The organism is Streptococcus mitis (assembly GCF_946190275.1).
GTDB lineage: Bacteria > Bacillota > Bacilli > Lactobacillales > Streptococcaceae > Streptococcus > Streptococcus mitis_DC.
Window position 1 is genome coordinate 192,395 of sequence record NZ_CAMHZQ010000001.1, and the last position, 24,393, is coordinate 216,787.

The following is a 24,393-nucleotide window of genomic DNA, read 5'->3' on the forward strand; positions in this document are numbered from 1 at the left end:
TGCACCTCCTAGATATTATACATAGCTTCGAAAATCGCTGCACTCTGAATATTGATTTTTACATTCAAAGTTTGCCCAAAAGTTTCAAACTCATTTCGCAGATAAGTAAAATCCTGCTTTTCATCACTAGATACAACAGCCATCATCGTGAAATATTCATCCAAAACAGTTTGAGAGATATCATCAATATTCAAACCCAATTCTGCAATTTTACCAGAAACACCTGCAACAATTCCAGATTTATCTTTACCAACAACAGTTATAATCGCTTTCATAAGCAAACTCCAATTCTTCTTAAAATAGGAAACCTGAACATTCAGCAGATTTCTTCTTAAATAGTATAGCATAATTCTAACTAAAATACTCAAAAACGCCTGCTTACGAAGTTGTTCTTAAGAAAAAAACAATTTCGTAAACAAGCGTCTACTATCCCAACTTATGATGAGTGTTCCCGCTAGGACCAAAATCCTAGCGGTAGACCAGAGCTAGACTAAGAGCACAAGACTCCATCATCATAACACTCAACAAAATTGATGATTTTATACTAATTCGATGATCGCCATTGGCGCTGCATCACCACGACGTGGTTCAGTTTTAAGGATACGAGTGTATCCACCGTTACGTTCAGCATAACGAGGTGCGATTTCTGAGAACAATTTTTGAAGTGCTGTAGTAGAAGTGTACTTATCAGTTGCTTCATCATAGTTTTCAGATGCGATTTCATTACGTACGAAAGCAGCTGCTTGACGACGTGCATGCAAATCACCACGTTTACCTAGAGTAATCATTTTTTCAACAGTTTTACGGATTTCTTTAGCACGAGCTTCAGTTGTCACGATTGATTCGTTGATCAAAAGGTCAGTTGTCAAATCGCGAAGCATTGCTTTACGTTGTGAGCTAGTGCGTCCTAGTTTACGGTAAGCCATGTATTCCTCCTTTATTTATCTTTTAATCCAAGACCCAAATCAATGAGTTTGAGTTTCACTTCTTCCAAACTCTTGCGTCCAAGATTTCGTACTTTCATCATCTCTGCTTCAGATTTTTCTGTCAAATCATGCACAGTATTGATACCGGCACGTTTCAAACAGTTGTATGAACGCACAGACAAGTCCAGTTCCTCAATCGTACGATCCAAAATACGGTCGTCAGATTCAGTATCAGCTTCTTTCATCACTTCAGTTGACTTAGCAATCTCAGTAAGATTTGTAAACAAATCAAGATGTTCTGTCAAAATACGTGCTGAAAGCCCTAAAGCATCTTCTGGAATAATTGTTCCATTTGTCAAGATTTCAAGGGTTAATTTGTCAAATCCATCATTGCTACCTACACGAGCAGGTTCCACTTGATAGTTGACTTTTGTAACTGGTGTATAAATAGAATCTACAGCAAGTGTTCCAACTGGTGCATTATCCTTTTTATTTTCATCAGCAGGTACATATCCACGACCACTGTTAACAGTCATAGTCGCTTTTAGAGAAGAACCTTCACCGATTGTAAAGAGATAATGATCTGGATTTACAATTTCAATATCGCTATCTGTCAAAATGTCACCAGCTGTTACTTCAGCAGGACCTTCAACATCCAGTTCGATGATTTTTTCGTCTTCAACGTACGATTTCACTGCAATTCCTTTAATGTTCAGAATGATTTGCATCACGTCTTCACGAACACCTGGAACTGTGTCAAACTCATGTAACACACCATCAATGTTGATAGATGTCACAGCTGCTCCTGGTAGAGAAGCTAGAAGTACACGACGAAGAGAGTTACCAAGAGTTGTACCGTAGCCACGTTCAAGTGGTTCGATTACAAACTTGCCATAATCTTTATTTTCATCAATTTTTGTTATATTTGGTTTTTCAAACTCGATCATTTAGTTACTCCCTCTTAAACGAAAAGCAGTGTAATGCGATGATTATACACGGCGACGTTTTGGAGGACGAGCACCATTGTGTGGCACTGGAGTCACATCACGAATTGCTGTTACTTCAAGACCAGCGGCAGCAAGCGCACGAATAGCTGACTCACGACCAGAACCTGGACCTTTTACAGTAACTTCAACTGATTTAAGACCGTGTTCTTGTGCAGATTTAGCAGCAGCTTCAGAAGCCATTTGAGCAGCGAATGGTGTAGATTTACGAGAACCTTTGAAACCAAGAGCACCAGCTGATGACCAAGCAATTGCATTACCATGCACATCAGTAATCATAACAATAGTGTTATTAAATGTAGCGTGAATATGAGCAATACCAGATTCGATATTCTTTTTCACACGACGTTTACGTGTTGGTTTAGCCAAGACTTTTACCTCCTATATTATTTTTTCTTACCAGCAATCGCAACAGCTTTACCTTTACGAGTGCGAGCGTTGTTTTTAGTGTTTTGTCCACGGACAGGAAGTCCACGACGGTGACGGATACCACGGTATGAACCGATTTCCATCAAACGTTTGATGTTCAAGTTTACTTCACGACGAAGGTCACCTTCAACTTTGATTGCATCCACTTCACGACGGATAGCATCTTCTTGATCTGATGTAAGATCACGTACACGAACATCTTCTGAGATTCCAGCAGCAGCCAAAATTTTCTTAGATGTTGCAAGTCCGATACCATAAACATAAGTCAATGAGATTACTACGCGTTTGTCATTTGGAATGTCAACTCCAGCAATACGAGCCATGTTTTCTCCTTTCTATCTTATCCTTGACGTTGTTTGTGTTTTGGATTTGCTGGGCAAATTACCATAACACGACCATTACGACGAATAACTTTACAGTATTCGCAAATTGGTTTGACCGATGGTCTTACTTTCATTTCTTATCCCTCCAAGTTTTTCGATTATTTAAAGCGGTAAGTGATACGTCCACGTGTCAAGTCATATGGACTCATTTCGACAGTAACACGATCTCCCGCTAAAATACGAATATAGTTTTTACGAATTTTACCAGAAACTGTTGCTAAAATCTGATGTCCATTTTCAAGTTCAACCGTAAACATTGCATTCGGCATTGTATCAACTACTTTGCCTTCAACTTCAATCACATCGTCTTTTGCCACGCAAAAGCACCTCCATAAATTTCGATTCGATGCCTCTAGACACAGAGACAACAATTATAAGTCAGACTATCTCAGTATAACATTTGTAGCGGATTTTTGCAAGTGTGAAAAACGCTTTATTTCAAATTTGTCAATACTTTTTCGATATCTGAGAAGACATCATTGATATCTTGATTACCTTCGATGTCATGAACCAAACCTTTGGCACGGTAGTGAGCAATGATTGGTTCCCCTTGAGCAATATTCACATCCAAACGACGTTTGACTGTCTCAGGCTTATCATCTTCACGTTGGTAGTAATCTTCTTCTTTATAGTCAACTGGTGGGTTAAAGACCTTGTGGAAAGTTTCTCCAGTTACGCGGTGGATGATACGGCCACTCAAACGTTCCAAGAGGCTGTCTGGATTCACTTCGATGTTGATAACACCTTCTAGTTCGATGCCAAGTTCAGCCAATGTTTTGTCCAAGGCATGAGCTTGTTCGATTGTACGTGGGTAACCATCCAACAAGAATCCTGTTTCTTTAATATCATCTTGTGAAAGACGTTCTTTTACGATTCCATTTGTAACTTCGTCAGGAACCAATTCACCCTTGTCAATATATGACTTAGCAAGAACACCCATTTCAGTTTGATTTGCCATTGCAGCGCGGAACATATCACCTGTTGAGATATGTGCAACATGGAATTGTTCTACGATTTTTGCTGCTTGAGTTCCCTTACCTGCACCAGGTAAGCCCATAATCAAAAGATTCATGATTTGATCTCCTTATTTTATTTTTAAATAGAAGCAAAAAATCTTTTCACCCCTATTTAAAAACAAAATAGAAGAGGGGAGACCAAACTCTCACAAATGTCAGAGTTTAAACCTCCACTCCCTCAGCATTTACTGACTCAGTAAATACTTTTATTCTGTTCTATCCATGAAACCAACATACTTACGTTTCAATAGGTAACCTTCCAATTGTTTGATTCCTTCAATACCTGTAGAGATAATGATCAAAAGACTGGTTCCTCCAAAAGCAACTGCTTCTGAAAGTCCGAAAACATCTTTTGCTACGATCGGTAAAATAGAAATCACACCAAGGAAGAGAGAACCAACAGTTGCAAGACGACGAAGAAGTTTAGACATATATTCCTCTGTACCTTTACCAGGACGAACTCCATGGATATAGGCACCGCTCTTTTGTAGGTTTTCTGCCGCTTTTTCAGGATTAATCTGTACAAACGTATAGAAGAATGTAAAGAGAATAATCAATAAAGCATACATAGCAATACCAGTTGGTGAAGTTGTTGCCAGCATTTCTTGTGCTGTTCTTACCCAAGCCCAATCATGACCTGTAGCGCTCAAAAACTGAAGAATAGCCGCAGGCGCTGCAGTAATCGAACTTGCAAAGATAACAGGGATAACTCCAGCAGGGTTTACTTTCAAAGGAAGGTAAGAGCTAGATGGAGCACCTTGTGCAACCTTAGTATATTGGATTGGAATTTTGTATTCTGCTTGTTGAACATAAGTTGTAAAATAAATGATCAACAATACAGTAATTATCAAAATGATTACGAAAATGATAGATGAGTTGATACGGCTACTTGGGACGTTCACAAAGTAATCTACATAGATGCCCTGAATCATCTCTGGAATTGAGGCAACAATCCCGGCAAAGATAATCATAGAAACACCATTTCCGTATCCCTTATCTGTAATTTGCTCTCCCAACCAAGTCACAATCATGCTACCAGCTGTTAAGATGATACCAATCATGATAAAGACTTGTGGAGTAAGAGCTGTTTTCAACAATTGAGCTCCAGCCAAAGTATTAAAACCAGCTGTAATCCCGATAGATTGCACAAAGGCTAGAACAAGAGCAATATAACGAGTAGCTTGATTTAATTTTCTTCGACCTACTTCCCCTTGTTTACCCCACTCTACAAATTTAGGTAAAATATCCATTTGCAAGAGTTGGACAACGATAGAGGCCGTAATGTAGGGACTAACACCAAGAGCAAAAACTGAGAAGTTTTTCATGGCATTCCCTGAGACCAAGCTCAACATGTTTAAGAAGGATAATCCACTTAAAGCATTCAAGCTATTGGCATTCACACCAGGAACTGTAATACTAGTTCCGATACGAAAGACCAAAACGATAAAAATTGTAAATAAAATTTTTGATCGAACCTGCTTGACTTTAAGAGCTTCTCTTAATAATTTAAAAAACATAGGTCACCTCTCTTAGATGACTTCTACTGAACCACCTTTAGCAGTGATAGCTTCTTCAGCTGATTTAGAGAATTTAGCTGCTTTCACAGTCAATTTCTTAGTCAACTCACCATTACCAAGAATTTTAATACCTGATTTTTCAGCTTTAACAATTCCTGATTCGATAAGAACAACTGGAGTAACTTCAGCACCATCTTCAAAGACGTTCAATTGGTCAAGGTTCACAATTGCGTATTCTTTAGCGTTGATGTTAGTGAATCCACGTTTTGGAAGACGACGGAACAATGGAGTTTGTCCACCTTCAAAACCAAGGCGAACTCCACCACCGCTACGTGCTTTTTGACCTTTTTGACCACGACCAGATGTTTTACCGTTACCTGATGAAGTACCACGACCAACGCGGTTACGTACTTTACGAGAACCTTCTGCAGGTTTCAATTCATGAAGTTTCATTTTTATTTTCTCCTCTTTTGTAAAATGCTAGCGCCGATAAGGGAGAAAAGGTTGTCTCCCCCATCAACTCGCCTATACGACGTCATCATAGATGACTATATCTAGTTTTAGGGGATGGTATAGTGCACATCCCCTAAAAATTCATTAGTTTACTTCTTCAACTGTTACCAAATGAGATACTGCAGTGATCATACCACGGATAGCAGCGTTATCTTCTTTAATAACAGAGCTGTTCAATTTGCCAAGTCCAAGTGCTACAACAGTTTTACGTTGTGATGGAATGCGTCCGATTGGAGACTTAGTCAAAGTAATTTTAATTTGAGCCATTTTATCCCCTTTCTTATGCCAAATCAGAAACTGAAATACCACGAAGGGCAGCAACTTCTTCAGCGCGTTTCAATTGTTTCAAACCTTCAACAGTTGCACGAACAATGTTGATTGGAGTGTTAGAACCAAGTGATTTAGATGTAATATCAGCCACACCTGCCAATTCCACAACGGCACGAACTGCACCACCAGCGGCAACTCCAGAACCTTCTACAGCAGGTTTCAACAATACTTTAGCTCCACCGAATTCTGAAAGAACTTCGTGTGGGATTGTTGTTCCAACCATAGGAACTTCGATCAAGTTTTTCTTAGCATCATCTACTGCTTTACGGATTGCTTCTGGAACTTCTTGAGCTTTACCAGTACCAAATCCTACGCGACCGTTGTGGTCACCAACAACAACAAGAGCTGCGAAACGAAGACGACGTCCACCTTTAACAACTTTTGTAACACGGTTGACAGCAACTACGCGTTCTTCTAATTCAACTGCATTGTCTTTAAATGCCATTTTCTAGTGTCCTCCTATTAGAATTTCAATCCGTTTTCACGAGCTGCATCAGCCAAAGCTTTCACACGTCCGTGATATAGATATCCACCGCGGTCGAACACCACTTCTGAAATACCTTTAGCGTTTGCACGTTCTGCAACGAGTTTACCGACAGCAACGGCTTGTTCAGTTTTAGTTCCTTTTGAAACTTCTTTGTCAAGAGTTGAAGCACTTGCGAGCGTTACACCCGCTACGTCATCAATCACTTGAGCGTAGATGCCTGTATTAGAACGGAATACGTTCAAACGTGGGCGATCAGCAGTTCCAGAGAGTTTTCCGCGAACGCGACGGTGGCGTTTTTGGCGGAGTTTGTTTTTATCTGGTTTTGAAATCACAGTTTTCACCTCTTTAGTTTTAAATCGTGTGCTATGCACAAAGTTGGAAAATAGGTTGGTGGTTGAGAATCAACCACTCAACATTATTTACCTGTTTTACCTTCTTTACGGCGAACGAATTCACCAACGTAACGGATACCTTTACCTTTATATGGTTCTGGTGAACGAAGGCTACGTACATAAGCAGCTGTTTGACCAACTACTTCTTTTGAAATTCCGCTAACAACGATTGTTGTTGGGTTTGGAAGTTCAAAAGTAATTCCTTCTGGAGCTTCAACTTCGTCTGGATGAGATTTACCAACAGCCAAAACAAGTTTAGATCCTTGAAGTTGTGCACGGTAACCAACCCCGCGCATTTCAAGTTCTTTCTTGAATCCTTCTGATACACCAACAACCATGTTGTTCAAAAGGGCACGAGTAGTTCCGTGGATAGTTTTCATTTCTTTTGAATCGTTTGGACGGTGAAGAGTTACTTCAGTACCTTCCACACGGATTTCAATATCTTTTGAGAACTCACGAGTAAGTTCTCCTTTAGGTCCTTTTACAGTTACAACGTTGTCATTGTTAGTGATTTCAACACCAGCAGGCAACACGATAACTTTATTACCAATACGTGACATGTTTATTTTCTCCTGTTAAATTGTCAGGCCAGAACGGCCAGTTTTCACGGGGTTCAGATACTTATTTAGTTCAAGAGCTGAACTGAACACACTCTAACGAGCTTTGTATCTTGATTTGAGTTCGAGCTAAGAATTTGGTGAAAAAGATAAGTTTGTCTTGGAGCATCGCTCCTGCTACAAACTTCCTATTTTCACTGCATTCTTTTAACGCTCTCACATCATCAATTACCAAACGTAAGCGATAACTTCTCCACCAACATTCTTTTGACGCGCTTCTTTATCAGTAAGCAAACCTTCAGAAGTTGAAAGGATAGCAATTCCAAGTCCGTTAAGAACTTTTGGAAGGTCTTCACGTTTTTTGTAGACACGAAGTCCTGGTTTAGAAACACGTTTCAAGTTAGTGATAACTTTTTCACCGTTTGGTCCGTATTTAAGGAATACACGGATGATGCCTTGTTTGTCATCTTCGATGATTTCAACGTTTTTTACAAAACCTTCGCGTTTAAGGATTTCAGCAATCCCTTTTTTGATGTTTGATGCAGGTACTTCAAGTACTTCGTGTTTAGCTTGGTTAGCGTTACGAATACGAGTTAGGAAGTCTGCGATTGGGTCAGTCATAACCATTTTGTTTTTCTCCTCTTACTAGTAGTTTGCAAGTTGCACTTGCTAGTTAATACATGATACAAAGAGCGTAACAGCAAAAGCAAAAATAGGCAATTTGATGTAGGAGCGATGCTCCAAAGAAAATTGGTCTTTTTTGCCAAAGCTGTAGCTCGTGTTCAAATTGGCAAGCCCAACTGAACCCGGGCTAAACTCTGTGTGAAAAAGATAAACTTTCCTAGAAACTTCAGTTTCTTCGTCAAGTTTCCTATTTTCACTTAGAGTTTTGACGCCCTTGATATCTTAAATTACCAAGATGCTTTTGTTACACCAGGGATTTGTCCTTTGTAAGCTAATTCACGGAAGCAAACACGGCAAAGTTTAAATTTGCGGTAAACTGAATGTGGACGACCACATTTTTCACAACGAGTATAAGCTTGAGTAGAGAACTTCGCTGGACGTTTGTTCTTAGCAATCATTGATTTTTTAGCCATTAGATTTACCTCCTATATTATTTTGCAAAAGGCATTCCAAGGCCTGTAAGCAATGCACGTGACTCTTCGTCAGTGTTAGCAGTTGTTACGATAACGATGTCAAGACCACGAGTTTTGTCAACGTCATCGAAGTTGATTTCTGGGAAGATCAATTGTTCTTTCACACCAAGTGTGTAGTTTCCGCGTCCATCAAATGATTTTGTTGGAACACCGTGGAAGTCACGTACACGTGGAAGTGAAACTGAAACCAATTTATCCAAGAATTCGTACATACGTTCACCACGAAGGGTAACTTTTGCACCGATCGCAACACCTTCACGAAGACGGAAGCCGGCGATTGATTTTTTAGCTTTAGTGATAAGTGGTTTTTGACCTGAGATAAGTGCCAATTCTTCAGCAGCTTTTTCAAGGCTTTTAGCGTTTGATACAGCTTCACCAACACCCATGTTCAAAACGATCTTATCTACTTTAGGCACAGCCATCACTGATGAGTAGTTGAATTGTTCTGTCAAAGCAGGAACTACTTCATTAAGATATTTTTCTTTTAAACGATTTGCCATTATACTTCTCCTTTCCTTCGTGATTAATCAAGCACTTCGCCTGATTTTTTGTTGTAGCGAACTTTTTTACCGTCTACAAATTTGTAGCCAACACGACCAGCTACACCATTTTTGTCCAAAACTTGAACGTTTGATACGTGGATAGCTGCTTCTTTCTCAATGATACCACCTTGAGGAAGCTCGTTAGTTGGACGTTGGTGTTTCTTAACGATGTTAACACCTTCAACGATAACTTTGTTTACTTTTGGAAGGGCAGTAAGGACAACAGCTTCTGTTCCCTTATCTTTACCAGCGATTACGCGAACTTTGTCGCCTTTTTTTACAAACATTAGGTTTCTCCTTGATTTTTCTTACGCCCATAAGGGCACCCTGGAGGTAAATCCAGGGGACTAGTTTGTTTCTAAAAATTAAAGTACTTCTGGAGCAAGTGACACGATCTTCATGAAGCCACCTTCACGCAATTCACGTGCAACTGGGCCAAAGATACGTGTTCCGCGAGGAGTTTTGTCTTCACGGATGATAACTGCTGCGTTTTCGTCAAATTTGATGTATGAACCATCAGCACGACGAGCACCTGATTTAGTACGAACGATAACTGCTTTAACAACGTCACCTTTTTTAACCGCACCACCAGGAGTAGCTTGTTTTACAGATGCCACGATAACATCACCGATGTTTGCAAATTTACGTCCTGAACCACCAAGAACTTTGATAGTCAAGATTTCGCGAGCACCGCTGTTGTCTGCGACTTTCAAACGAGTTTCTGTTTGAATCATTTCAGTTTTCTCCTTTCAGGTTTGATTAGATGATGACCGCTTCTTCAACAACTTCTACAAGACGGAAACGTTTTGTAGCTGAAAGCGGACGAGTTTCCATGATACGTACGATATCGCCTTCTTTGGCAACATTGTTTTCATCATGAGCTTTGTATTTTTTAGAGTAGTTAATACGTTTACCATAGACTGGGTGGTTACGTTTTGTTTCAACTACAACTGTGATTGTCTTGTCCATTTTGTCAGATACAACACGTCCAACAAGAACTTTACGATTATTGCGTTCCATTGAAATTTCTCCTTCCCTAGTCTATTATTTCGCTTCAGATTGAACTGTTTTGATACGAGCGATTTGTTTTTTAACTTCTTTTAAGCGAGCTGTTTGTTCCAATTGACCAGTAGCAGCTTGGAAACGAAGTTCAAACAATTCTTTTTTCAATTCGTTTTCGCGCTTCGCGAGTTCTTCTTGAGAAAGACCACGAAGTTCTTTAACAAATTCTTTTACTTCATTAAGTTTCATGCCTTCTCCTTATTCTGCTTCACGTTTTACGAATTTACATTTAACTGGCAATTTGTGGCTAGCAAGACGAAGCGCTTCGCGTGCAATCTCTTCAGATACACCAGCAATTTCGAACATCACTTTACCACGTTTAACTGGTGCTACCCAACCTTCAGGTGCCCCTTTACCAGATCCCATACGCACACCGATAGCTTTAGCAGTGTATGATTTGTGTGGGAAGATTTTAATCCAAACTTTACCACCACGTTTCATGTAACGAGTCATGGCGATACGAGCAGCTTCGATTTGGCGGTTAGTGATCCAGTGGCTAGTTGTAGCTTGAAGACCGTATTCACCGAATGCTACTTCTTTTCCACCTTTTGCTTCACCGCGCATTTTTCCACGGAATTCACGACGGTGTTTAACACGTTTAGGTACTAACATTGGTTATTTACCTCCTTTAGTGTTTTTGCGAGCTGGAAGAACTTCACCACGGTAGATCCATACTTTAACACCAAGTTTACCGTATGTAGTATCTGCTTCTTCCCAAGCGTAATCGATATCTGCACGAAGTGTGTGAAGTGGAACAGTTCCTTCAGAGTATCCTTCAGCACGGGCGATATCTGCACCGTTCAAACGACCTGATACTTGAGTTTTGATTCCTTTAGCTCCAGCACGCATTGCACGTTGGATTGCTTGTTTTTGTGCACGACGGAAAGCAACACGTTGCTCCAATTGACGAGCAATTCCTTCACCTACAAGGTGAGCATCCAAATCAGGTTGTTTGATTTCGATGATGTTGATGTGTACTTGTTTTCCAGTCAATTTGTTAAGTTTTGCACGGAGTGCATCAACGTTAGCACCACCTTTACCGATAACCATACCTGGTTTAGCAGTGTGAAGTGAAACGTTAACTTTGTTTACTGCGCGTTCGATTTCGATAGTTGAAACTGCTGCGTCAGCAAGTTCTTTTTGAACGAATTTACGGATTGCAAGATCTTCATGAAGGTAATCCGCGTATTCTTTTTCAGCATACCATTTGGCATCCCAATCACGGATGATGCCGACACGCATACCAATTGGATGTACTTTTTGACCCACGATTTTACCTCCTTATTTTTCTGCAACAGCTACAGTGATGTGAGCTGTACGTTTGTTGATTGGTGAAGCTGAACCTTTCGCACGTGGACGGAAACGTTTCATAGTTGGTCCTTCGTTTGCGAATGCTTCAGATACTACCAAGTTAGCTTTATCCAAACCAAAGTTGTTTTCAGCGTTAGCTACAGCTGAGTTCAAAACTTTCAAGATGATTTCAGCAGCTTTGTTTGGAGTGAATGTCAAGATTGCGATTGCATCGGCTACGCTTTTACCACGGATGTTATCAAGAACAAGACGTGATTTACGAGGTGAAACACGTACTGTACGAGCCATTGCTTTAGCTGAAGTAATTTCTGCCATTTATGTTCTCCTTATTTTCTACGTGTTTTCTTGTCGTCTGCAGCGTGACCTTTGTAAGTACGAGTTGGTGCAAATTCACCAAGTTTGTGACCTACCATGTCTTCTTGGATGTAAACAGGTACGTGTTTACGTCCGTCATAAACTGCGATAGTGTAACCAATGAAACTTGGGAAGATCGTTGAACGACGTGACCAAGTTTTAATAACTTTTTTCTTTTCGTCGTTAGCTTGAGCTTCAACTTTTTTCATCAAATGCTCATCGACGAAAGGTCCTTTTTTAAGACTGCGTCCCATTTTTTTATTTTCTCCTTTAAATGTTGTACCACAGCGGCTTGCGCTCACATGGAGCGCTACCGAGCTGGCGGATTTACTAGTTGCTTAAGCGACTAGTTTAATATTATTTCTCGTTGCGACGACGAACGATAAGTTTGTCAGATTTCGCTTTCTTGTTACGAGTTTTAAGACCAAGAGCAGGTTTGCCCCATGGAGTAGATGGTGCTTTACGACCAACTGGTGCTTTACCTTCACCACCACCGTGTGGGTGATCGTTAGGGTTCATTACAGAACCACGAACTGTTGGGCGGATACCTTTCCAACGGCTACGTCCTGCTTTACCAAGGTTTACAAGTCCATGTTGTTCGTTTCCGACAACACCAACTGTAGCACGGCAAGTTCCAAGAATCATACGAACTTCACCTGATTGAAGACGAACAAGAACGTATTTACCTTCAGAACCCAATACTTGAGCAGATGCACCAGCAGCACGTACCAATTCACCACCACGACCTGGTTTCAACTCGATGTTGTGGATCAAAGTACCAACTGGGATGTTAGCAAGTGGAAGAGCGTTTCCGACTTTGATATCTGCTTCTGGACCTGAAACGATACGTTGACCAACTTCAAGACCTTTTGGAGCGATGATGTATGCTTTCACACCGTCAGTGTAGTGTACAAGAGCGATGTTTGCAGAACGGTTTGGATCGTACTCGATTGTTTTAACAACTGCTTCAACGTTGTCTTTGTTACGTTTGAAGTCAACCAAACGGTAGAAACGTTTGTGTCCACCACCTTGGTGACGAACTGTGATACGACCGTTGTTGTTACGACCAGCCTTGCTCTTCAATGCAACAAGCAATGATTTTTCAGGAGTGCTTGTTGTGATTTCAGCGAAATCCAAAGAAGTCATATTACGGCGACCGTTTGTTGTTGGTTTATAAACACGAATTCCCACGATATTTCCTCCTTAGATTATTCAGCTTCAGCAGCAAACAACTCGATTGCTTTAGAATCAGCTGTAAGTGTGATGATAGCTTTTTTAGTTTTGTTAGTAAAACCAGTGTAACGTCCAACACGTTTAGCTTTTGGTTTTACGTTGATTGTGTTAACATTAGCAACTTTAACACCTTCGAAAGCAGCTTCAACAGCTTGCTTAATCAAAAGTTTGTGTGCACGAGTGTCAACTTCAAATACATATTTTCCTGCTTCAAGTTGAGCCATTGAGCTTTCAGTGATGACAGGTTTTTTGATAACATCATACAAATTCATTATGCAAGAACCTCCTCGATTTTAGAGATAGCTGCTTGAGTAACAAGAAGTTTGTCACTATTTGCGATGTCAAGAACACTTGCAGTTGTAGCAGTCGCAACTTTCACGTTTGGAAGGTTACGAGCTGAAAGAGCTGCGAATTCGTTTCCTTCTTCAAGAATAACAAGGACTTTAGAATCGATGCTCAAAGCTGCAAGAACTTTTGCAAATTCAGCAGTTTTTGGAGCTGTAAATTCAAGAGAATCAACGGCTACAAATTTATTTTCAGCAACTTTTTCTGAGTAAACAGATTTAAGCGCAAGGCGACGAACTTTTTGAGGAAGTTTGTACGCATAGCTACGTGGAGTTGGTCCGAAGACGATTCCACCACCACGCCATTGTGGAGAGCGGATAGAACCTTGACGAGCACGTCCAGTTCCTTTTTGACGCCATGGTTTGCGTCCGCCACCTGAAACAGCTGAGCGGTTTTTAACTGCGTGAGTTCCTTGACGAAGGCTAGCACGTTGGCTGATGATCACATCAAACACAACAGATTGGTTTGGTTCGATACCAAAGATTGCATCGTTAAGAACAACTTCGCCAGCTTGTTTACCAGTTTGGTCGAATAATGTTACATTTGCCATTTTGACTGTATTCCCCTTTCCTTATTATTTACCAGCTTTAACTGCTGATTTGATAGTGATAAGAGATTTCTTAGCACCTGGTACGTTACCTTTGATAAGGATAACGTTCTTTTCTGGAACAACTTGTACAACTTCAAGGTTTTGAATTGTTACGCGGTCGCCACCCATACGTCCTGCAAGGTTTTTACCTTTGAATACGCGGTTAGGTGCAACAGGTCCCATTGAACCTGGACGACGGTGGTAACGAGAACCGTGAGCCATTGGTCCACGTGATTGTCCGTGGCGTTTGATAACACCTTGGAAACCTTTACCTTTAGAAGTACCAGTTACGTCAACAACGTCTCCAGCTGCGAATGTTTCAACTGTGATTTCAGCACCAACTTCCAAGCCTTCAACGTTTTTGAATTCACGAATGAAGCGCTTAGGAGCCGTGTTAGCTTTCGCTACATGTCCTTTAGCAGGTTTGTTGCTCAATACTTCGCGTTTGTCATCGAAACCAACTTGGATAGCGTTGTATCCGTCTGTTTCAACAGTTTTAACTTGAAGAACAACGTTTGGAGTTGCTTCAATAACTGTTACAGGGATCAATTCGCCAGCTTCAGTGAAGATTTGAGTCATTCCCACTTTTTTCCCTAAGATTCCTTTTGTCATGAGAAAATAGTTCCTTTTCTATATTTTTTATTCAAAAAGTTTTTAACGAGCGTTTTTTATGCTCAAGGTATCAAGCTTTAGATTAAAGTTTGATTTCTACGTTTACACCACTTGGAAGATCCAATTTCATCAAGGCATCAACTGTTTTTTGAGTTGGGTTAACGATATCGATCAAACGTTTGTGTGTACGCATTTCAAATTGTTCGCGAGAGTCTTTGTATTTGTGAGTCGCACGAATGATTGTGTAGAGGCTACGTTCAGTTGGAAGTGGGATTGGACCCGCAACTTGTGCACCTGTACGAGTAGCTGATTCTACGATTTTTGCAGCCGCTGTGTCAAGCGTACGGTGTTCGTAAGCTTTCAAACGGATACGGATTTTTTTGTTTGCCATCTTTTTCTCCTTTTCGTCTATTTAAGATAATAGGCTAGCTCCACAAGAAAACCGACGCGGCGTTGCGTGGCAATGCAACCGAGCGTGTCGCAACCTCTTGCATCAAAGCTAAGGCTGTAATTTACAGCACCATAATAGAATAACACAAAACCCCTGCGATTGCAAGGGATTTGTTGCTGTTTTTTCGTTTTTTTTACAATGAAACTGTTTTCTTTTTTGGCAGGTCATTTATTTAAGTACTTTATAGAAGAAAGTTACTCTCTCTTCACCTGTTCATAGCTTTCTTTTCCATCATTGAGCTTGTCCCAAATCACTACTTGCCCACTTTTGAGTGATTTTTGCACATCGATAATGCGTTGATTGGACGAACCTCGAAACTGGAGCATAAGATTCCTCTTAGTTCGATCGTATCGTCCATCGACAAGGATGTCAATCAGGGATAAGAGTTCCAGTTTATCTGGAGTTTCCAACATCATTTCTTCCCATGTATAGCCCGTCCAGGACCAGATGTCTTTTTCTGGCAATTCCTTCCGAATGCGCTTAACGAGAGGTAAGAGAATGCCCGTATTGAGGAAGGGCTCCCCTCCCAGCAAGGTCAATCCTTGAACATAGGGCTGGGCAAGGTCTGCCATGATTTGTTCTTCTAATTCTGCTGTATAGGGAATGCCAGCATTGAAAGACCAAGTCGCAACATTATAACATCCCTCGCAGTGAAACATGCAGCCTGATACATAGAGAGAGTTACGCACGCCTTCGCCATCAACAAAGTTGAAGGCCTTGTAATCAATAATGCGACCTTGACTGAGCTCCTCGCTTTTCCATTCTTGTGGTTTTGGATTATTCATTCGCTACCTCTATCCAATAACGCTCGACTCCATTACGAACATCCTCAAGGAGCCCACCATTTGCTAAAATAACTGCTCTGCTAGCAGGATTATTCACGCTACAGGTCACAAGAGTTCTCTTGATGTTCTTTTCCTTAGCAACTTGCAAGCCCTGACGGAGAGTTTCCTTAGCATAACCCTTGCCTCTTTCTGATGGACGAATGGAGTAGCCAATGTGGCCAGCATAATTCAGTAAACCCTCACTCAGTCTCAATCGCAGATTCAAAAATCCTAGAGCACGACCTACATCATCAAATGATACAAATTGAATAGAAGGAACACGATTTTCAGGCAAGTTTATTCCCATCTCTTTTTGCATATTTGTTTCCAACCACTCTTCATACACAAAGTTCTCTGTATCCCAAAATCCTCCATCATGGGCTGATTGGTTCTTTTCAAACTCTGCCATCATCTCTAAAACTGTTTCTTTATCTGTTAATCTTGGTCTGCGTAGTTCCATCCTTACCTCCCACTATGAGAAAAGCGAGAGCTGACTCTCATACTCTTCGAAAATCAAATTCAAACCACGTCAGCGTCGCCTTACCGTAGATATATGTAACTGACTTCGTCAGTCTTATCTACAACCTCAAAGCAGTGCTTTGAGCAACCTGCGGCTAGCTTCCTAGTTTGCTCTTTGATTTTCATTGAGTATCACTTTTTTTCTTATTCTTGTTTAAAAATTGTTCTTTGAGGTTGAGCAAACGTTCTTTCTTACCATCTCCACCTTTAGAGTGTTTCTCGTGATAACGGGTCACTTGTGCACGCCCCTTATCGTCTAATTGATATTTTCCCATTTCATTTCTTTCTAATTGGTTACTTGGTGACCAGCTGTTTTAATCGTTGAGCCATTCATGTGTTTGACACGCGCAGCGATTTCCTTGTGACGTCCATTAACCATCGGACGCGCTTGAGGATTACCTAGGTAGCCACAAGTCCGTTTAACAACGTCTACTGTTTTAGGGTCGTTATTGCCACAGTTTGGACAAGCAAATCCTCTTTCAGTTGGTTCAAAATCCCCTTCAAAGTCACACTTATAGCAACGGTCAATTGGAGTATTAGTCCCCAGATAACCCACACGGTCATAGGCATAATCCCAGACAGCTTCCAAAGCTTTAGGATTCTGCTGAAGGACTGGATACTCACAATAATGGATGAAACCACCTGACGCACCTGCTTCTGGATAGACCTTTTCAAAGTCTAATTTTTCAAACGGTGTTGGATTTTTACGAACATCGTAATGGAAAGAATTGGTGTAGTATTCCTTATCTGTAATATCAGGAATAGAGCCGAATTTCTCTGTATCTAGTCGGCAGAAACGGTCTGTCAAACTTTCAGACGGTGTTGAGTAGATAGAGAAATGGTAGCCATATTGGTCAGACCACTCTTCTACACGGCGTTTCATATCGCGAATGATGTCTAGCGTGAATTCCTTAGCATCTGGATTGCTTTCCCAGCTATTACCAAAGAAAACAGTCGCTACTTCATACAAACCGATATAGCCTAGCGAAACTGTGGCACGACGATTCTTAAAGAGCTGGTCAACACTTTCTTCTTTACCTAGACGATGACCAAAAGCACCGTACTGATAAAGGATAGGAGCATTGGCTGGTGTCGCCTCTTTAGTGCGTTCGACACGATAAACAAGAGCATCTTCAGCGATATTCATCCGCTCGTTGAAGATTTCCCAGAACTTATTCATATCACCTTCGGACTCAAGAGCAATACGAGGTAGGTTAACTGTCACAACACCCAGGTTCATACGACCTGAATTGACTTCTACACCATTCTCGTCTTTCCATCCTTGAAGGAAAGAACGGCAGCCCATAGGTACCTTGAAAGAACCAGTCAAGTCAACAATCTTATCATAAGATAAGACATCTGGATACATCCGTTTGGTTGCGCACTCGAGGGCCAACTGTTTGATGTCATAGTTGGGAGTCCCTTCTTCCAAGTTAAGACCTCTTTTAAGCGTGAAGATAAGTTTTGGGAAGATAGCTGTTCGATGTTCTGAACCAAGCCCCTTGATCCGAATGGTCAAGATAGCTTTTTGAATTTCCCGTTCAAAACGACTAGTTCCCAGACCAAAACCTAGTGAAGTAAAAGGTGTTTGACCATTTGAAGTGAAGAGAGTATTGATTTCATACTCAAGAGATTGCATGGCATCGTAGATGTCTTTTTGTGTTTTCTTCCAAGCGTAATCTTCCCGTTTGTCAGGCAAAACCCACTCTTCTGCATCTTTGAGATGTTTTTGGTAATTCTTCTCTGCGTACGGCGCCAAGACTTCATCGATACGGTCAGCTGAACAGCCTCCATACTGACTTGATGCAACGTTGGCAATGATTTGGGAAATCTGAGCTGTCGCAGTCTGGATAGACTTGGGACTCTCTACCTCCGCATTTCCAATCTTAAAACCATTTTCCAACATACCTTTAAAATCAATCAAACAGCAGTTGGTCATAGGTGTATAGGGACTGTAGTCCAAATCGTGATAGTGGATATCCCCTTTTTGGTGGGCATTGGCTACGTGCTTAGGAAGCATTTGCAGTCCGATTGATTTCCCAACAATCCCTGCTGTCAAATCACGCTGGGTATTGAAGACATCGCTGTCTTTATTAGCATTTTCATTGACAACTGCCTGATCTTTATTTAGAAGCTTATGGATACTAAAGTTAATATCTGTCGCTTTTGAGCGCTCAAAATCCCTCTGCGTTCGATAAGTAATATACTCCTCAGCTAGCGCATATTCTTTGGCTTCAAGCAGTTCATGTTCTACGATATTTTGAATTTCGTAAATCTTAACCCCCTGTGGAAAGCGACTATGAATTTCTGTGACAATTCGCTCGGTCAGAGCATTTAGGCGCTTTTCAACCAAGGGTGTCACATCCATAACCTTGTCAGCCGCCTTGTGGAGAGCCTTGTCAATCTTGTCCACATCAAATACAACACGTCTCCCATCTCGTTTCTCGACGAAGAGAGTTGGCAAAATTGTAATTTTTTCTTCTAGTGCAATCATATGCATGCTCTTTTCTAAAATGTTCTTTCTAAAAAGTATTATACCACTCTAAAAAGAAAAATCAATATCTTGTGTTAAAAATCCTAAAATTTTTAAAAATACACAAGATATTGATTTGGTTATTTAATTTTATAGACTTTGAATTCTGAGTAATCTGTCTTTACTGGTTGGTAATTTTCTTTCAAGATTGCTTCTACTTCAGACCAGACTGCCACCTTATCGTTTACCACAATCACCTTGGGTTGTTTTTCTTTCAAGTCATTGAGTAGCTTATTCCGATTTTCCTCAGTTGCTGTATAGTGCAACGGGGACAAAATAGCCGATGGCGACAAGCGCTCACTCTTACGATAAAGAGTTGCAGTATCATCCCATGCATAGATAGCATCTTCCGTACTTGTCTCCTCTTTCACCAAATCAGCAAGACGCTCACGTTCTTGATAAGGTACTGGATAAAGGACAAACCTCATCAAAAAAGGAACAGCCAAAAGATATAACAAAGTTAAAATCGGTAGGTAAAGATTCCCTTTAGTATAGCGATGCCAGAGACTAACAGGCTCTTCTCTGCGTCTTCTTCTAACACTACGACCACTCTGTTGTCCCTTGATATTGGACACTAAAAGCAGAAGAAAGACAGGGAAAATGAGCATCAAACGGGATGCATGTAGGGGATCCTGTGTAAAGAAAATCACTACCAAACCTAAAATCAGGAACAAACTCGCAGGCACTGAGATGACATATAGTTTAGAGGATTTAGATTGAAAGAGACCTAAAAAGACAAAAACCAAAACTCCCATGCCAAGAGCCAACAACCCATAAAACAAAACGTTTTCTAACAATGCCGAAACAGAAGTCAAACGAATGGAATGAATTGGATACAAAATTCCACTAATCGCATCCTCAAAACTTCCTGTTGCAACACTATAGTAGGCAGTTGGATAAAAGACCAGTGAGAAACCTAAAGCTACTGCAAGAAACTGATAAAATCCATGTGCAAAGCGTCTATGTCCAAGGTTAAAGACCAACAAGCCTAAACTCACTACAGCAATAAACAGGAGCGATGACAAGGGAGCAAAGAAAAATCCGCCCGCCAAAGCCAGCCCAATCCGTACAAATCCCTTGTCATGACTTGGATTGCTTAGATAAGTCGCAACTAAACTAAAGGCCGCAAATAAGAATGGAAGCGCTAAAAGAGTCGCATAACCTCCACCAAACGCAAGACCTGTAACTAGCATGTAAAAAATAGTCACCAGTTGTCCAGCTTGGTCTCCTTGCTCTGTCAAGGTGTCTGCCGATCGAAAGAGGAAAAATCCGCCTGCTACCAAGGCTAACCACTCAAAAATGGCAAAGAAAAATCCGCCCTGAGTCACGTAAGTCAGCAAATAATAAAGCAAACCTTGACTTCCATAATAGTCGCTGTAAATCTTCCCTGTCTGATGAAGGGCCCAACCTACATAAAAATCCTGCACTTCCTGTGCACTCATTAAATCGAGTAATAGCGGTACTCCTAGAGTTATCCCTGTTACAAGCGTACTCCATAGTAAGATTTTTACCAAAGGAAGACGACTTGATTCACGATGATGCGATTCTTGTTCGATTTGGTATTCTAGAGGTTCACGATTCTCCTGATGAACTTCTTCTACTCTACCATACACACTCATATCGTTTCTCCTATTCAATTTATCTGTCTTAGTATATCAAAAAGTCCTAGGATTGTCAGCTTGCGATGGCTGTTTGAGTGATTTTTTGCATAGTTTCACAAAGGTTTCAATTTCCCGAAATCGGTGTAAATGCGTCTGTTTAAATGACATGATATAATCCAATTCTTTCTGAGTCAGCATCGTTCCTCCTATATCTTCTTATTCGTAAAAGGCAAGAAAAATAGGACTGGTTTGTGTCCTCAGTCCTAGATTTCTTATAAGATAGGGGCGAATAACTGGGCAATTTCCTTAATCAATTTCTGATACCAGCTATTTTTTATCGTATGAGGGAAAATTTCTTGAGATACTGAAAAAATCTCCTGAAAATCTTTTTGAATCTCTGTGATTGATGCCGTTTTGTATAGCAAAACTGCATTTTCATAGTGATGAAGCAAACTTCTATAATCTAAATTAATCGTTCCAACTGCAGCAAAGTCCTTATCAACTAAGATTTGTTTACTGTGGATAAAGCCTGGACTATACTCAAAAATCCTGACTCCTGCTGACAAAAGATCCGGATAGGCTCCTCTTGTTATGAGCTGGATTAATTTTTTATCCGGAATGAAAGGGGTCACAATGCGGACATCAACACCCCTCATGGCCGCATTTTTAATACTCTCTGTTAAGTCATAGTCAATAATCAAATAGGGCGTTGTAATATAGACTGAATCAGTGGCCTGATTAATCAAACTTTGATAGACTTTTTTCCCTACCTGGGTACGGAAGATGGGCTTGGGCCCACTACCGTAAGGAATGCAGAGCCCTTGGCCAGAACAAGGCTGATTTTCCAAGTGATACTGATCAAAATCGCTGATTTCCCCACGATTGATATACCAAGTCATCAAAAAGAGACGGGTGAGAGCCTTGACACCAGGGCCATCTAAGCGAATCCCACTATCCTTCCAATAGCCAAAGCGTTCTACATGATTGATGTACTCATCGGCTAAGTTGATGCCTCCTGTATAGGCTACCTGACCATCTATGACAAGGATTTTACGATGGTCCCGATTGTTGTAAGCCACCGTCAAACGAGGAATCACCTTGTTAAACTTATGGGCTTCAATTCCTCGACTACGAAGCTGAATAGTATAGTCTCCAGGCAAAGTCGCCATACAGCCGATATCATCATAGAGCATCTTGACCTCTACACCCTGAGCTGCCTTGTGCTCTAGTATGTCTAGTATGCTATTCCACATCAAACCTTCTTCAACAATATAGTACTCTAGAAAGATAAATTTCTCAGCTTTCTTGAGGTCTTCCAACATATATTGCCACATGCTTTCACCCGAAGAAAAGAATTGTGAATCTGTTCGATCATAGACATCGGCATTGCTATCCATACTTAGCAAAGATTTGATAACTCCGTAAGCCGCCTTATCATCTTCCTTCAATTTCTGGCGGAGAGCTTTACTGTTATCCTCCCGAAAATGCATAGAACCAAGTTTGTCCAACTGCTTGATTTCTTTTTTGGATAATCGTCTTTCACCAAACATCAGATAGAGCAAGGGGCCAATGACAGGAACAAAAGTCACCACTAACCACATCACTTTGCTTTCAGGCGCCATGGAACGATTGACAATTGCGACAATAGTCGCCATACTCATAAAGATTAAGAGAATAACCCAAAGAATAGGGGCCATACGCCCTAAATAAAGAAAGAGACCAAAAACAAGACACAGTTCAAGCAGCATAATCGAAAGACTAAAGCCATACTTGGACATTAATAATTGAAATTTTCTATATTTCATATCCCCTCCTTGATATTTTGAATGCTAAAAACAGGTAATTGATACTAGTATAACTCAGGTATTCGACAGAAGGCAAGTATTTATAATCATTTTTCTGAGCAAAAGCAAAAGAGACCGAAAATTCCAGTCTCCTCCTAGTCTATTTTTATAAAACTATGCGATCAGACGCTTCTCTATCCATATCGTCGATAATCATCTGACTGCCATTGATTGCATAAATCTTGACATCATCCCCAATAATCATGCGTTGATTGGCTGCATCGAAGCTGACCTGCTTGAGTTCTTGTTCCCCATCAGTTTCTACCTGTGTCCAGGTGCCAGTTGTTCCAGTTACCACTAAAGTGATACGGTCTCCTTCGTCCTGACCTGTATAAGTTCCATCAATATTGGTTGGTTGAGCCTCAGGCGCATTTTGTGAAGAACTTGTTGTTGCCTGGTTGATATTTTCTGTAGAAGATGAAGCAGCAGATTGTGATTGCTGAGTTTGTTGTGTTTGCGGTTGAGCTGCTGGCTGTTGAAACTGTTGAGTCCTTTGCGAACAAGCTACTAAGAGACTAAGACTTGCTAGAGAGGTCAATTTATCTGCTCACGTTCCAGTATGTGGCTCCGTACTTCTGAGATAAAATAGAGAGACCCTGTAATGAATAACAAGTCCTTGGTATCGGCTCTTTCTTCAAAACTGCTGATAAATTCTCGGTAAGAGGGAATTACATCGTAACCTGTTACATCTGTCTCGTCCAGAGAACCTTGATAGTCAAAACCAGTCACCTTGAGTTCCACCGGAGGCAAATTCTCAGTCAGATAAGCCAACATCCCTCGATAATCCTTCCGTTTCAAGGCTCCAAATAGGATTTGAGGACGATATCCTTCCTGCTCTTTTTCTTTAATAAATTCAACCAAGCGAGTCAAGGCAGGGAGGTTATGAGCACCGTCCAAGTAAATTTGAGGACGAATACGCTCCAAACGGCCAGCCCAACAGGTCTTCTCCAATGCCTGTCTTACTGCCTGTTCATCAACAACTTCCTTTCCTTCCCTCATAAAGAGAAGAAACGTTTGTAGCGCCAAGGCCGCATTTTCCTGCTGATAAGCTCCTTCTAAACCTATTTTCAACTGTGAAAGGTTAGCCAAAGAGCTTGAAAAATCCCCATTCAGCATTGAAAAATCCTGACCTGCCTGATAAAGGTCAACAGCTAAAGAGTCTGCTTTTTTCTGACAAACAAGCCTAGCTTCTGAAGTCAACTTAGCAATCACTGCCTTTTTACCAGCCTTAAAAATACCTGCTTTCTGCTCTGCAATTGCTGCTACACTGTCACCCAGAGTCTCCTGATGGTCAAGTCCGATGGAGGTGATGACAGCAATCTCTCCAGTTACCACATTGGTTGTGTCAAGTAAGCCACCAATTCCCACTTCTAGTAAAACCAAGTCCACCTCTTGCTCTCTAAAATAAAGAAAAGCAATCAAGGTCAGCAATTCAAAAAAGGACAACTGGTCATGGGTTTGCAGAAGCGTTTTTTCCATCTCCTTGACCTGCTCAGCCAAACGGATAAAGTCTGCATCAGCTATTGGTTGTCCATTAATGCAGATTCGATCATTGATAGAGACGATATGAGGGGAAGTAAAGGTCGCAACTTTTTTGCCATGCCCCATAAATAACTCCCTCATAAAAGCAATGGTAGATCCTTTTCCATTAGTCCCGGTTACATGGATAATAGGATAAGACTTCTCGGGATTCCCCAATAAATCCACCGCTTGTTGCATTCGGCCCAAACCTGATCGAAAATTCAAACCAATCCGACTATGGAGCCATTCTTCTACTTCAAACATACACATCTCCTTGACAAAAGTCTAATCAATTATCTAGCAAAATTCCGTAGATAACAAAAAAATGAGGTCAGGATTTT

General features: G+C 40.8%; 38 protein-coding genes. All 38 read right to left on the minus strand.

Annotated features, from left to right (window positions below; translation table 11 throughout):
* Positions 1-8: 8 nt before the first annotated feature.
* Complete coding sequence (locus N8M20_RS00860; RefSeq protein ID WP_000644126.1) at positions 9-275, minus strand: ACT domain-containing protein; 267 nt, start codon at positions 273-275, stop codon at positions 9-11.
* A gap of 264 nt (positions 276-539) precedes the next feature.
* Positions 540-926, minus strand: coding sequence for a 50S ribosomal protein L17 (gene rplQ, locus N8M20_RS00865; RefSeq protein WP_000331493.1), 387 nt, complete (start codon positions 924-926; stop codon positions 540-542).
* An 11-nt stretch (positions 927-937) separates the two neighbouring features.
* On the minus strand, positions 938-1,873 hold the full coding sequence (locus tag N8M20_RS00870) for a DNA-directed RNA polymerase subunit alpha (RefSeq protein ID WP_000568988.1): 936 nt from the start codon (positions 1,871-1,873) through the stop codon (positions 938-940).
* A gap of 42 nt (positions 1,874-1,915) precedes the next feature.
* A complete protein-coding gene (gene rpsK, locus N8M20_RS00875) occupies positions 1,916-2,299 on the minus strand; it encodes a 30S ribosomal protein S11 (protein WP_001118385.1) in 384 nt (127 codons plus the stop codon).
* 17 nt (positions 2,300-2,316) lie between these two features.
* Positions 2,317-2,682 carry a 30S ribosomal protein S13 gene (gene rpsM, locus N8M20_RS00880; protein WP_000090781.1) on the minus strand — a complete coding sequence of 122 codons (366 nt, stop codon included), beginning with the start codon at positions 2,680-2,682 and terminating at the stop codon, positions 2,317-2,319.
* 17 nt (positions 2,683-2,699) lie between these two features.
* The gene (gene rpmJ, locus N8M20_RS00885) at positions 2,700-2,816 is read right to left on the minus strand and encodes a 50S ribosomal protein L36 (RefSeq protein ID WP_001808836.1); all 117 of its coding nucleotides are present in this window, start codon (positions 2,814-2,816) and stop codon (positions 2,700-2,702) included.
* Positions 2,817-2,840: 24 nt separating this feature from the next.
* The gene (infA, locus tag N8M20_RS00890; protein ID WP_001029883.1) at positions 2,841-3,059 is read right to left on the minus strand and encodes a translation initiation factor IF-1; all 219 of its coding nucleotides are present in this window, start codon (positions 3,057-3,059) and stop codon (positions 2,841-2,843) included.
* A gap of 116 nt (positions 3,060-3,175) precedes the next feature.
* Entirely contained in the window at positions 3,176-3,814 is a 639-nt protein-coding gene (locus N8M20_RS00895) for an adenylate kinase (RefSeq protein ID WP_001050436.1), read from the minus strand.
* Between the two features lie 150 nt (positions 3,815-3,964).
* Positions 3,965-5,275, minus strand: coding sequence for a preprotein translocase subunit SecY (secY, locus tag N8M20_RS00900; RefSeq protein ID WP_000465403.1), 1,311 nt, complete (start codon positions 5,273-5,275; stop codon positions 3,965-3,967).
* A gap of 12 nt (positions 5,276-5,287) precedes the next feature.
* A complete protein-coding gene (gene rplO, locus N8M20_RS00905) occupies positions 5,288-5,728 on the minus strand; it encodes a 50S ribosomal protein L15 (RefSeq protein ID WP_000766090.1) in 441 nt (146 codons plus the stop codon).
* Positions 5,729-5,872: 144 nt separating this feature from the next.
* Positions 5,873-6,055 carry a 50S ribosomal protein L30 gene (gene rpmD, locus N8M20_RS00910; RefSeq protein WP_000057241.1) on the minus strand — a complete coding sequence of 61 codons (183 nt, stop codon included), beginning with the start codon at positions 6,053-6,055 and terminating at the stop codon, positions 5,873-5,875.
* Positions 6,056-6,068: 13 nt separating this feature from the next.
* Complete coding sequence (gene rpsE / locus N8M20_RS00915) at positions 6,069-6,563, minus strand: 30S ribosomal protein S5 (protein ID WP_000874202.1); 495 nt, start codon at positions 6,561-6,563, stop codon at positions 6,069-6,071.
* A 17-nt stretch (positions 6,564-6,580) separates the two neighbouring features.
* Positions 6,581-6,937: a 50S ribosomal protein L18 gene (rplR, locus tag N8M20_RS00920; protein ID WP_000624044.1), complete on the minus strand. Its 357-nt coding sequence runs from the start codon at positions 6,935-6,937 to the stop codon at positions 6,581-6,583.
* Between the two features lie 83 nt (positions 6,938-7,020).
* The gene (gene rplF, locus N8M20_RS00925; protein ID WP_000086626.1) at positions 7,021-7,557 is read right to left on the minus strand and encodes a 50S ribosomal protein L6; all 537 of its coding nucleotides are present in this window, start codon (positions 7,555-7,557) and stop codon (positions 7,021-7,023) included.
* Between the two features lie 225 nt (positions 7,558-7,782).
* Entirely contained in the window at positions 7,783-8,181 is a 399-nt protein-coding gene (rpsH, locus tag N8M20_RS00930) for a 30S ribosomal protein S8 (RefSeq protein ID WP_000245504.1), read from the minus strand.
* 284 nt (positions 8,182-8,465) lie between these two features.
* Complete coding sequence (locus tag N8M20_RS00935) at positions 8,466-8,651, minus strand: type Z 30S ribosomal protein S14 (protein WP_001085697.1); 186 nt, start codon at positions 8,649-8,651, stop codon at positions 8,466-8,468.
* 17 nt (positions 8,652-8,668) lie between these two features.
* Positions 8,669-9,211, minus strand: a complete 543-nt coding sequence (gene rplE / locus N8M20_RS00940; RefSeq protein ID WP_000013542.1) for a 50S ribosomal protein L5 — start codon at positions 9,209-9,211, stop codon at positions 8,669-8,671.
* Between the two features lie 23 nt (positions 9,212-9,234).
* Positions 9,235-9,540, minus strand: a complete 306-nt coding sequence (gene rplX / locus N8M20_RS00945; RefSeq protein ID WP_000497691.1) for a 50S ribosomal protein L24 — start codon at positions 9,538-9,540, stop codon at positions 9,235-9,237.
* Positions 9,541-9,618: 78 nt separating this feature from the next.
* On the minus strand, positions 9,619-9,987 hold the full coding sequence (rplN, locus tag N8M20_RS00950; RefSeq protein WP_000616545.1) for a 50S ribosomal protein L14: 369 nt from the start codon (positions 9,985-9,987) through the stop codon (positions 9,619-9,621).
* A gap of 25 nt (positions 9,988-10,012) precedes the next feature.
* Positions 10,013-10,273 (minus strand): 30S ribosomal protein S17, encoded by a 261-nt coding sequence (gene rpsQ, locus N8M20_RS00955; protein ID WP_000440801.1) that lies wholly within the window; start codon positions 10,271-10,273, stop codon positions 10,013-10,015.
* A gap of 24 nt (positions 10,274-10,297) precedes the next feature.
* Positions 10,298-10,504, minus strand: a complete 207-nt coding sequence (rpmC, locus tag N8M20_RS00960; RefSeq protein ID WP_000772918.1) for a 50S ribosomal protein L29 — start codon at positions 10,502-10,504, stop codon at positions 10,298-10,300.
* Between the two features lie 9 nt (positions 10,505-10,513).
* Entirely contained in the window at positions 10,514-10,927 is a 414-nt protein-coding gene (gene rplP / locus N8M20_RS00965) for a 50S ribosomal protein L16 (protein ID WP_000960946.1), read from the minus strand.
* Between the two features lie 3 nt (positions 10,928-10,930).
* Entirely contained in the window at positions 10,931-11,584 is a 654-nt protein-coding gene (rpsC, locus tag N8M20_RS00970) for a 30S ribosomal protein S3 (RefSeq protein ID WP_000529936.1), read from the minus strand.
* 12 nt (positions 11,585-11,596) lie between these two features.
* A complete protein-coding gene (rplV, locus tag N8M20_RS00975) occupies positions 11,597-11,941 on the minus strand; it encodes a 50S ribosomal protein L22 (protein ID WP_000818137.1) in 345 nt (114 codons plus the stop codon).
* 11 nt (positions 11,942-11,952) lie between these two features.
* Entirely contained in the window at positions 11,953-12,234 is a 282-nt protein-coding gene (rpsS, locus tag N8M20_RS00980; protein ID WP_000533766.1) for a 30S ribosomal protein S19, read from the minus strand.
* 103 nt (positions 12,235-12,337) lie between these two features.
* A complete protein-coding gene (rplB, locus tag N8M20_RS00985; RefSeq protein ID WP_000512911.1) occupies positions 12,338-13,171 on the minus strand; it encodes a 50S ribosomal protein L2 in 834 nt (277 codons plus the stop codon).
* Between the two features lie 17 nt (positions 13,172-13,188).
* Positions 13,189-13,485, minus strand: coding sequence for a 50S ribosomal protein L23 (locus N8M20_RS00990; RefSeq protein WP_001055347.1), 297 nt, complete (start codon positions 13,483-13,485; stop codon positions 13,189-13,191).
* On the minus strand, positions 13,485-14,108 hold the full coding sequence (rplD, locus tag N8M20_RS00995; protein ID WP_000024549.1) for a 50S ribosomal protein L4: 624 nt from the start codon (positions 14,106-14,108) through the stop codon (positions 13,485-13,487). The genes N8M20_RS00990 and rplD overlap by 1 nt, the downstream gene beginning before the upstream one ends.
* 24 nt (positions 14,109-14,132) lie before the next feature.
* Complete coding sequence (rplC, locus tag N8M20_RS01000; RefSeq protein WP_000160197.1) at positions 14,133-14,759, minus strand: 50S ribosomal protein L3; 627 nt, start codon at positions 14,757-14,759, stop codon at positions 14,133-14,135.
* A gap of 82 nt (positions 14,760-14,841) precedes the next feature.
* Positions 14,842-15,150, minus strand: coding sequence for a 30S ribosomal protein S10 (gene rpsJ / locus N8M20_RS01005; protein ID WP_001284513.1), 309 nt, complete (start codon positions 15,148-15,150; stop codon positions 14,842-14,844).
* Between the two features lie 254 nt (positions 15,151-15,404).
* On the minus strand, positions 15,405-15,995 hold the full coding sequence (nrdG, locus tag N8M20_RS01010) for an anaerobic ribonucleoside-triphosphate reductase activating protein (protein WP_060805947.1): 591 nt from the start codon (positions 15,993-15,995) through the stop codon (positions 15,405-15,407).
* A complete protein-coding gene (locus N8M20_RS01015; protein WP_261078735.1) occupies positions 15,988-16,494 on the minus strand; it encodes a GNAT family N-acetyltransferase in 507 nt (168 codons plus the stop codon). The genes nrdG and N8M20_RS01015 overlap by 8 nt, the downstream gene beginning before the upstream one ends.
* A 181-nt stretch (positions 16,495-16,675) precedes the next feature.
* Complete coding sequence (locus N8M20_RS01020) at positions 16,676-16,828, minus strand: hypothetical protein (RefSeq protein WP_261078739.1); 153 nt, start codon at positions 16,826-16,828, stop codon at positions 16,676-16,678.
* Positions 16,829-16,839: 11 nt separating this feature from the next.
* Complete coding sequence (gene nrdD / locus N8M20_RS01025) at positions 16,840-19,047, minus strand: anaerobic ribonucleoside-triphosphate reductase (protein ID WP_261078741.1); 2,208 nt, start codon at positions 19,045-19,047, stop codon at positions 16,840-16,842.
* 119 nt (positions 19,048-19,166) lie between these two features.
* Entirely contained in the window at positions 19,167-20,705 is a 1,539-nt protein-coding gene (locus N8M20_RS01030; RefSeq protein WP_261078744.1) for a damage-inducible protein CinA, read from the minus strand.
* 254 nt (positions 20,706-20,959) lie between these two features.
* A complete protein-coding gene (gene cls / locus N8M20_RS01035) occupies positions 20,960-22,492 on the minus strand; it encodes a cardiolipin synthase (protein WP_261078746.1) in 1,533 nt (510 codons plus the stop codon).
* A gap of 145 nt (positions 22,493-22,637) precedes the next feature.
* Positions 22,638-23,069: an SP_0198 family lipoprotein gene (locus N8M20_RS01040; RefSeq protein ID WP_261078748.1), complete on the minus strand. Its 432-nt coding sequence runs from the start codon at positions 23,067-23,069 to the stop codon at positions 22,638-22,640.
* Positions 23,066-24,316, minus strand: coding sequence for a folylpolyglutamate synthase/dihydrofolate synthase family protein (locus N8M20_RS01045; RefSeq protein ID WP_261078749.1), 1,251 nt, complete (start codon positions 24,314-24,316; stop codon positions 23,066-23,068). The genes N8M20_RS01040 and N8M20_RS01045 overlap by 4 nt, the downstream gene beginning before the upstream one ends.
* Positions 24,317-24,393: the final 77 nt, after the last annotated feature.

Coding starts and splice junctions, on each gene's coding strand:
- rpmJ (WP_001808836.1), bottom strand. CDS start 2,816: ATGAAAGTAAGACCATCGGTCAAACCAATTTGCGAATACTGTAAAGTT.
- secY (WP_000465403.1), bottom strand. CDS start 5,275: ATGTTTTTTAAATTATTAAGAGAAGCTCTTAAAGTCAAGCAGGTTCGA.
- nrdG (WP_060805947.1), bottom strand. CDS start 15,995: ATGAATAATCCAAAACCACAAGAATGGAAAAGCGAGGAGCTCAGTCAA.
- N8M20_RS00870 (WP_000568988.1), bottom strand. CDS start 1,873: ATGATCGAGTTTGAAAAACCAAATATAACAAAAATTGATGAAAATAAA.
- rpmC (WP_000772918.1), bottom strand. CDS start 10,504: ATGAAACTTAATGAAGTAAAAGAATTTGTTAAAGAACTTCGTGGTCTT.
- rplP (WP_000960946.1), bottom strand. CDS start 10,927: ATGTTAGTACCTAAACGTGTTAAACACCGTCGTGAATTCCGTGGAAAA.
- N8M20_RS01020 (WP_261078739.1), bottom strand. CDS start 16,828: ATGGGAAAATATCAATTAGACGATAAGGGGCGTGCACAAGTGACCCGT.
- N8M20_RS00895 (WP_001050436.1), bottom strand. CDS start 3,814: ATGAATCTTTTGATTATGGGCTTACCTGGTGCAGGTAAGGGAACTCAA.
- rplD (WP_000024549.1), bottom strand. CDS start 14,108: ATGGCAAATGTAACATTATTCGACCAAACTGGTAAACAAGCTGGCGAA.
- N8M20_RS01015 (WP_261078735.1), bottom strand. CDS start 16,494: ATGGAACTACGCAGACCAAGATTAACAGATAAAGAAACAGTTTTAGAG.
- N8M20_RS01030 (WP_261078744.1), bottom strand. CDS start 20,705: ATGAGTGTGTATGGTAGAGTAGAAGAAGTTCATCAGGAGAATCGTGAA.
- rplF (WP_000086626.1), bottom strand. CDS start 7,557: ATGTCACGTATTGGTAATAAAGTTATCGTGTTGCCTGCTGGTGTTGAA.
- rpsJ (WP_001284513.1), bottom strand. CDS start 15,150: ATGGCAAACAAAAAAATCCGTATCCGTTTGAAAGCTTACGAACACCGT.
- rplO (WP_000766090.1), bottom strand. CDS start 5,728: ATGAAACTTCATGAATTGAAACCTGCAGAAGGTTCTCGTAAAGTACGT.
- N8M20_RS00860 (WP_000644126.1), bottom strand. CDS start 275: ATGAAAGCGATTATAACTGTTGTTGGTAAAGATAAATCTGGAATTGTT.
- rplQ (WP_000331493.1), bottom strand. CDS start 926: ATGGCTTACCGTAAACTAGGACGCACTAGCTCACAACGTAAAGCAATG.
- nrdD (WP_261078741.1), bottom strand. CDS start 19,047: ATGATTGCACTAGAAGAAAAAATTACAATTTTGCCAACTCTCTTCGTC.
- rplN (WP_000616545.1), bottom strand. CDS start 9,987: ATGATTCAAACAGAAACTCGTTTGAAAGTCGCAGACAACAGCGGTGCT.
- rplC (WP_000160197.1), bottom strand. CDS start 14,759: ATGACAAAAGGAATCTTAGGGAAAAAAGTGGGAATGACTCAAATCTTC.
- rplX (WP_000497691.1), bottom strand. CDS start 9,540: ATGTTTGTAAAAAAAGGCGACAAAGTTCGCGTAATCGCTGGTAAAGAT.
- N8M20_RS00935 (WP_001085697.1), bottom strand. CDS start 8,651: ATGGCTAAAAAATCAATGATTGCTAAGAACAAACGTCCAGCGAAGTTC.
- rplE (WP_000013542.1), bottom strand. CDS start 9,211: ATGGCAAATCGTTTAAAAGAAAAATATCTTAATGAAGTAGTTCCTGCT.
- rpsH (WP_000245504.1), bottom strand. CDS start 8,181: ATGGTTATGACTGACCCAATCGCAGACTTCCTAACTCGTATTCGTAAC.
- rpsQ (WP_000440801.1), bottom strand. CDS start 10,273: ATGGAACGCAATAATCGTAAAGTTCTTGTTGGACGTGTTGTATCTGAC.
- cls (WP_261078746.1), bottom strand. CDS start 22,492: ATGAAATATAGAAAATTTCAATTATTAATGTCCAAGTATGGCTTTAGT.
- N8M20_RS01045 (WP_261078749.1), bottom strand. CDS start 24,316: ATGTTTGAAGTAGAAGAATGGCTCCATAGTCGGATTGGTTTGAATTTT.
- rplV (WP_000818137.1), bottom strand. CDS start 11,941: ATGGCAGAAATTACTTCAGCTAAAGCAATGGCTCGTACAGTACGTGTT.
- rpsM (WP_000090781.1), bottom strand. CDS start 2,682: ATGGCTCGTATTGCTGGAGTTGACATTCCAAATGACAAACGCGTAGTA.
- rpsS (WP_000533766.1), bottom strand. CDS start 12,234: ATGGGACGCAGTCTTAAAAAAGGACCTTTCGTCGATGAGCATTTGATG.
- N8M20_RS00990 (WP_001055347.1), bottom strand. CDS start 13,485: ATGAATTTGTATGATGTTATCAAAAAACCTGTCATCACTGAAAGCTCA.
- rpsE (WP_000874202.1), bottom strand. CDS start 6,563: ATGGCATTTAAAGACAATGCAGTTGAATTAGAAGAACGCGTAGTTGCT.
- rpmD (WP_000057241.1), bottom strand. CDS start 6,055: ATGGCTCAAATTAAAATTACTTTGACTAAGTCTCCAATCGGACGCATT.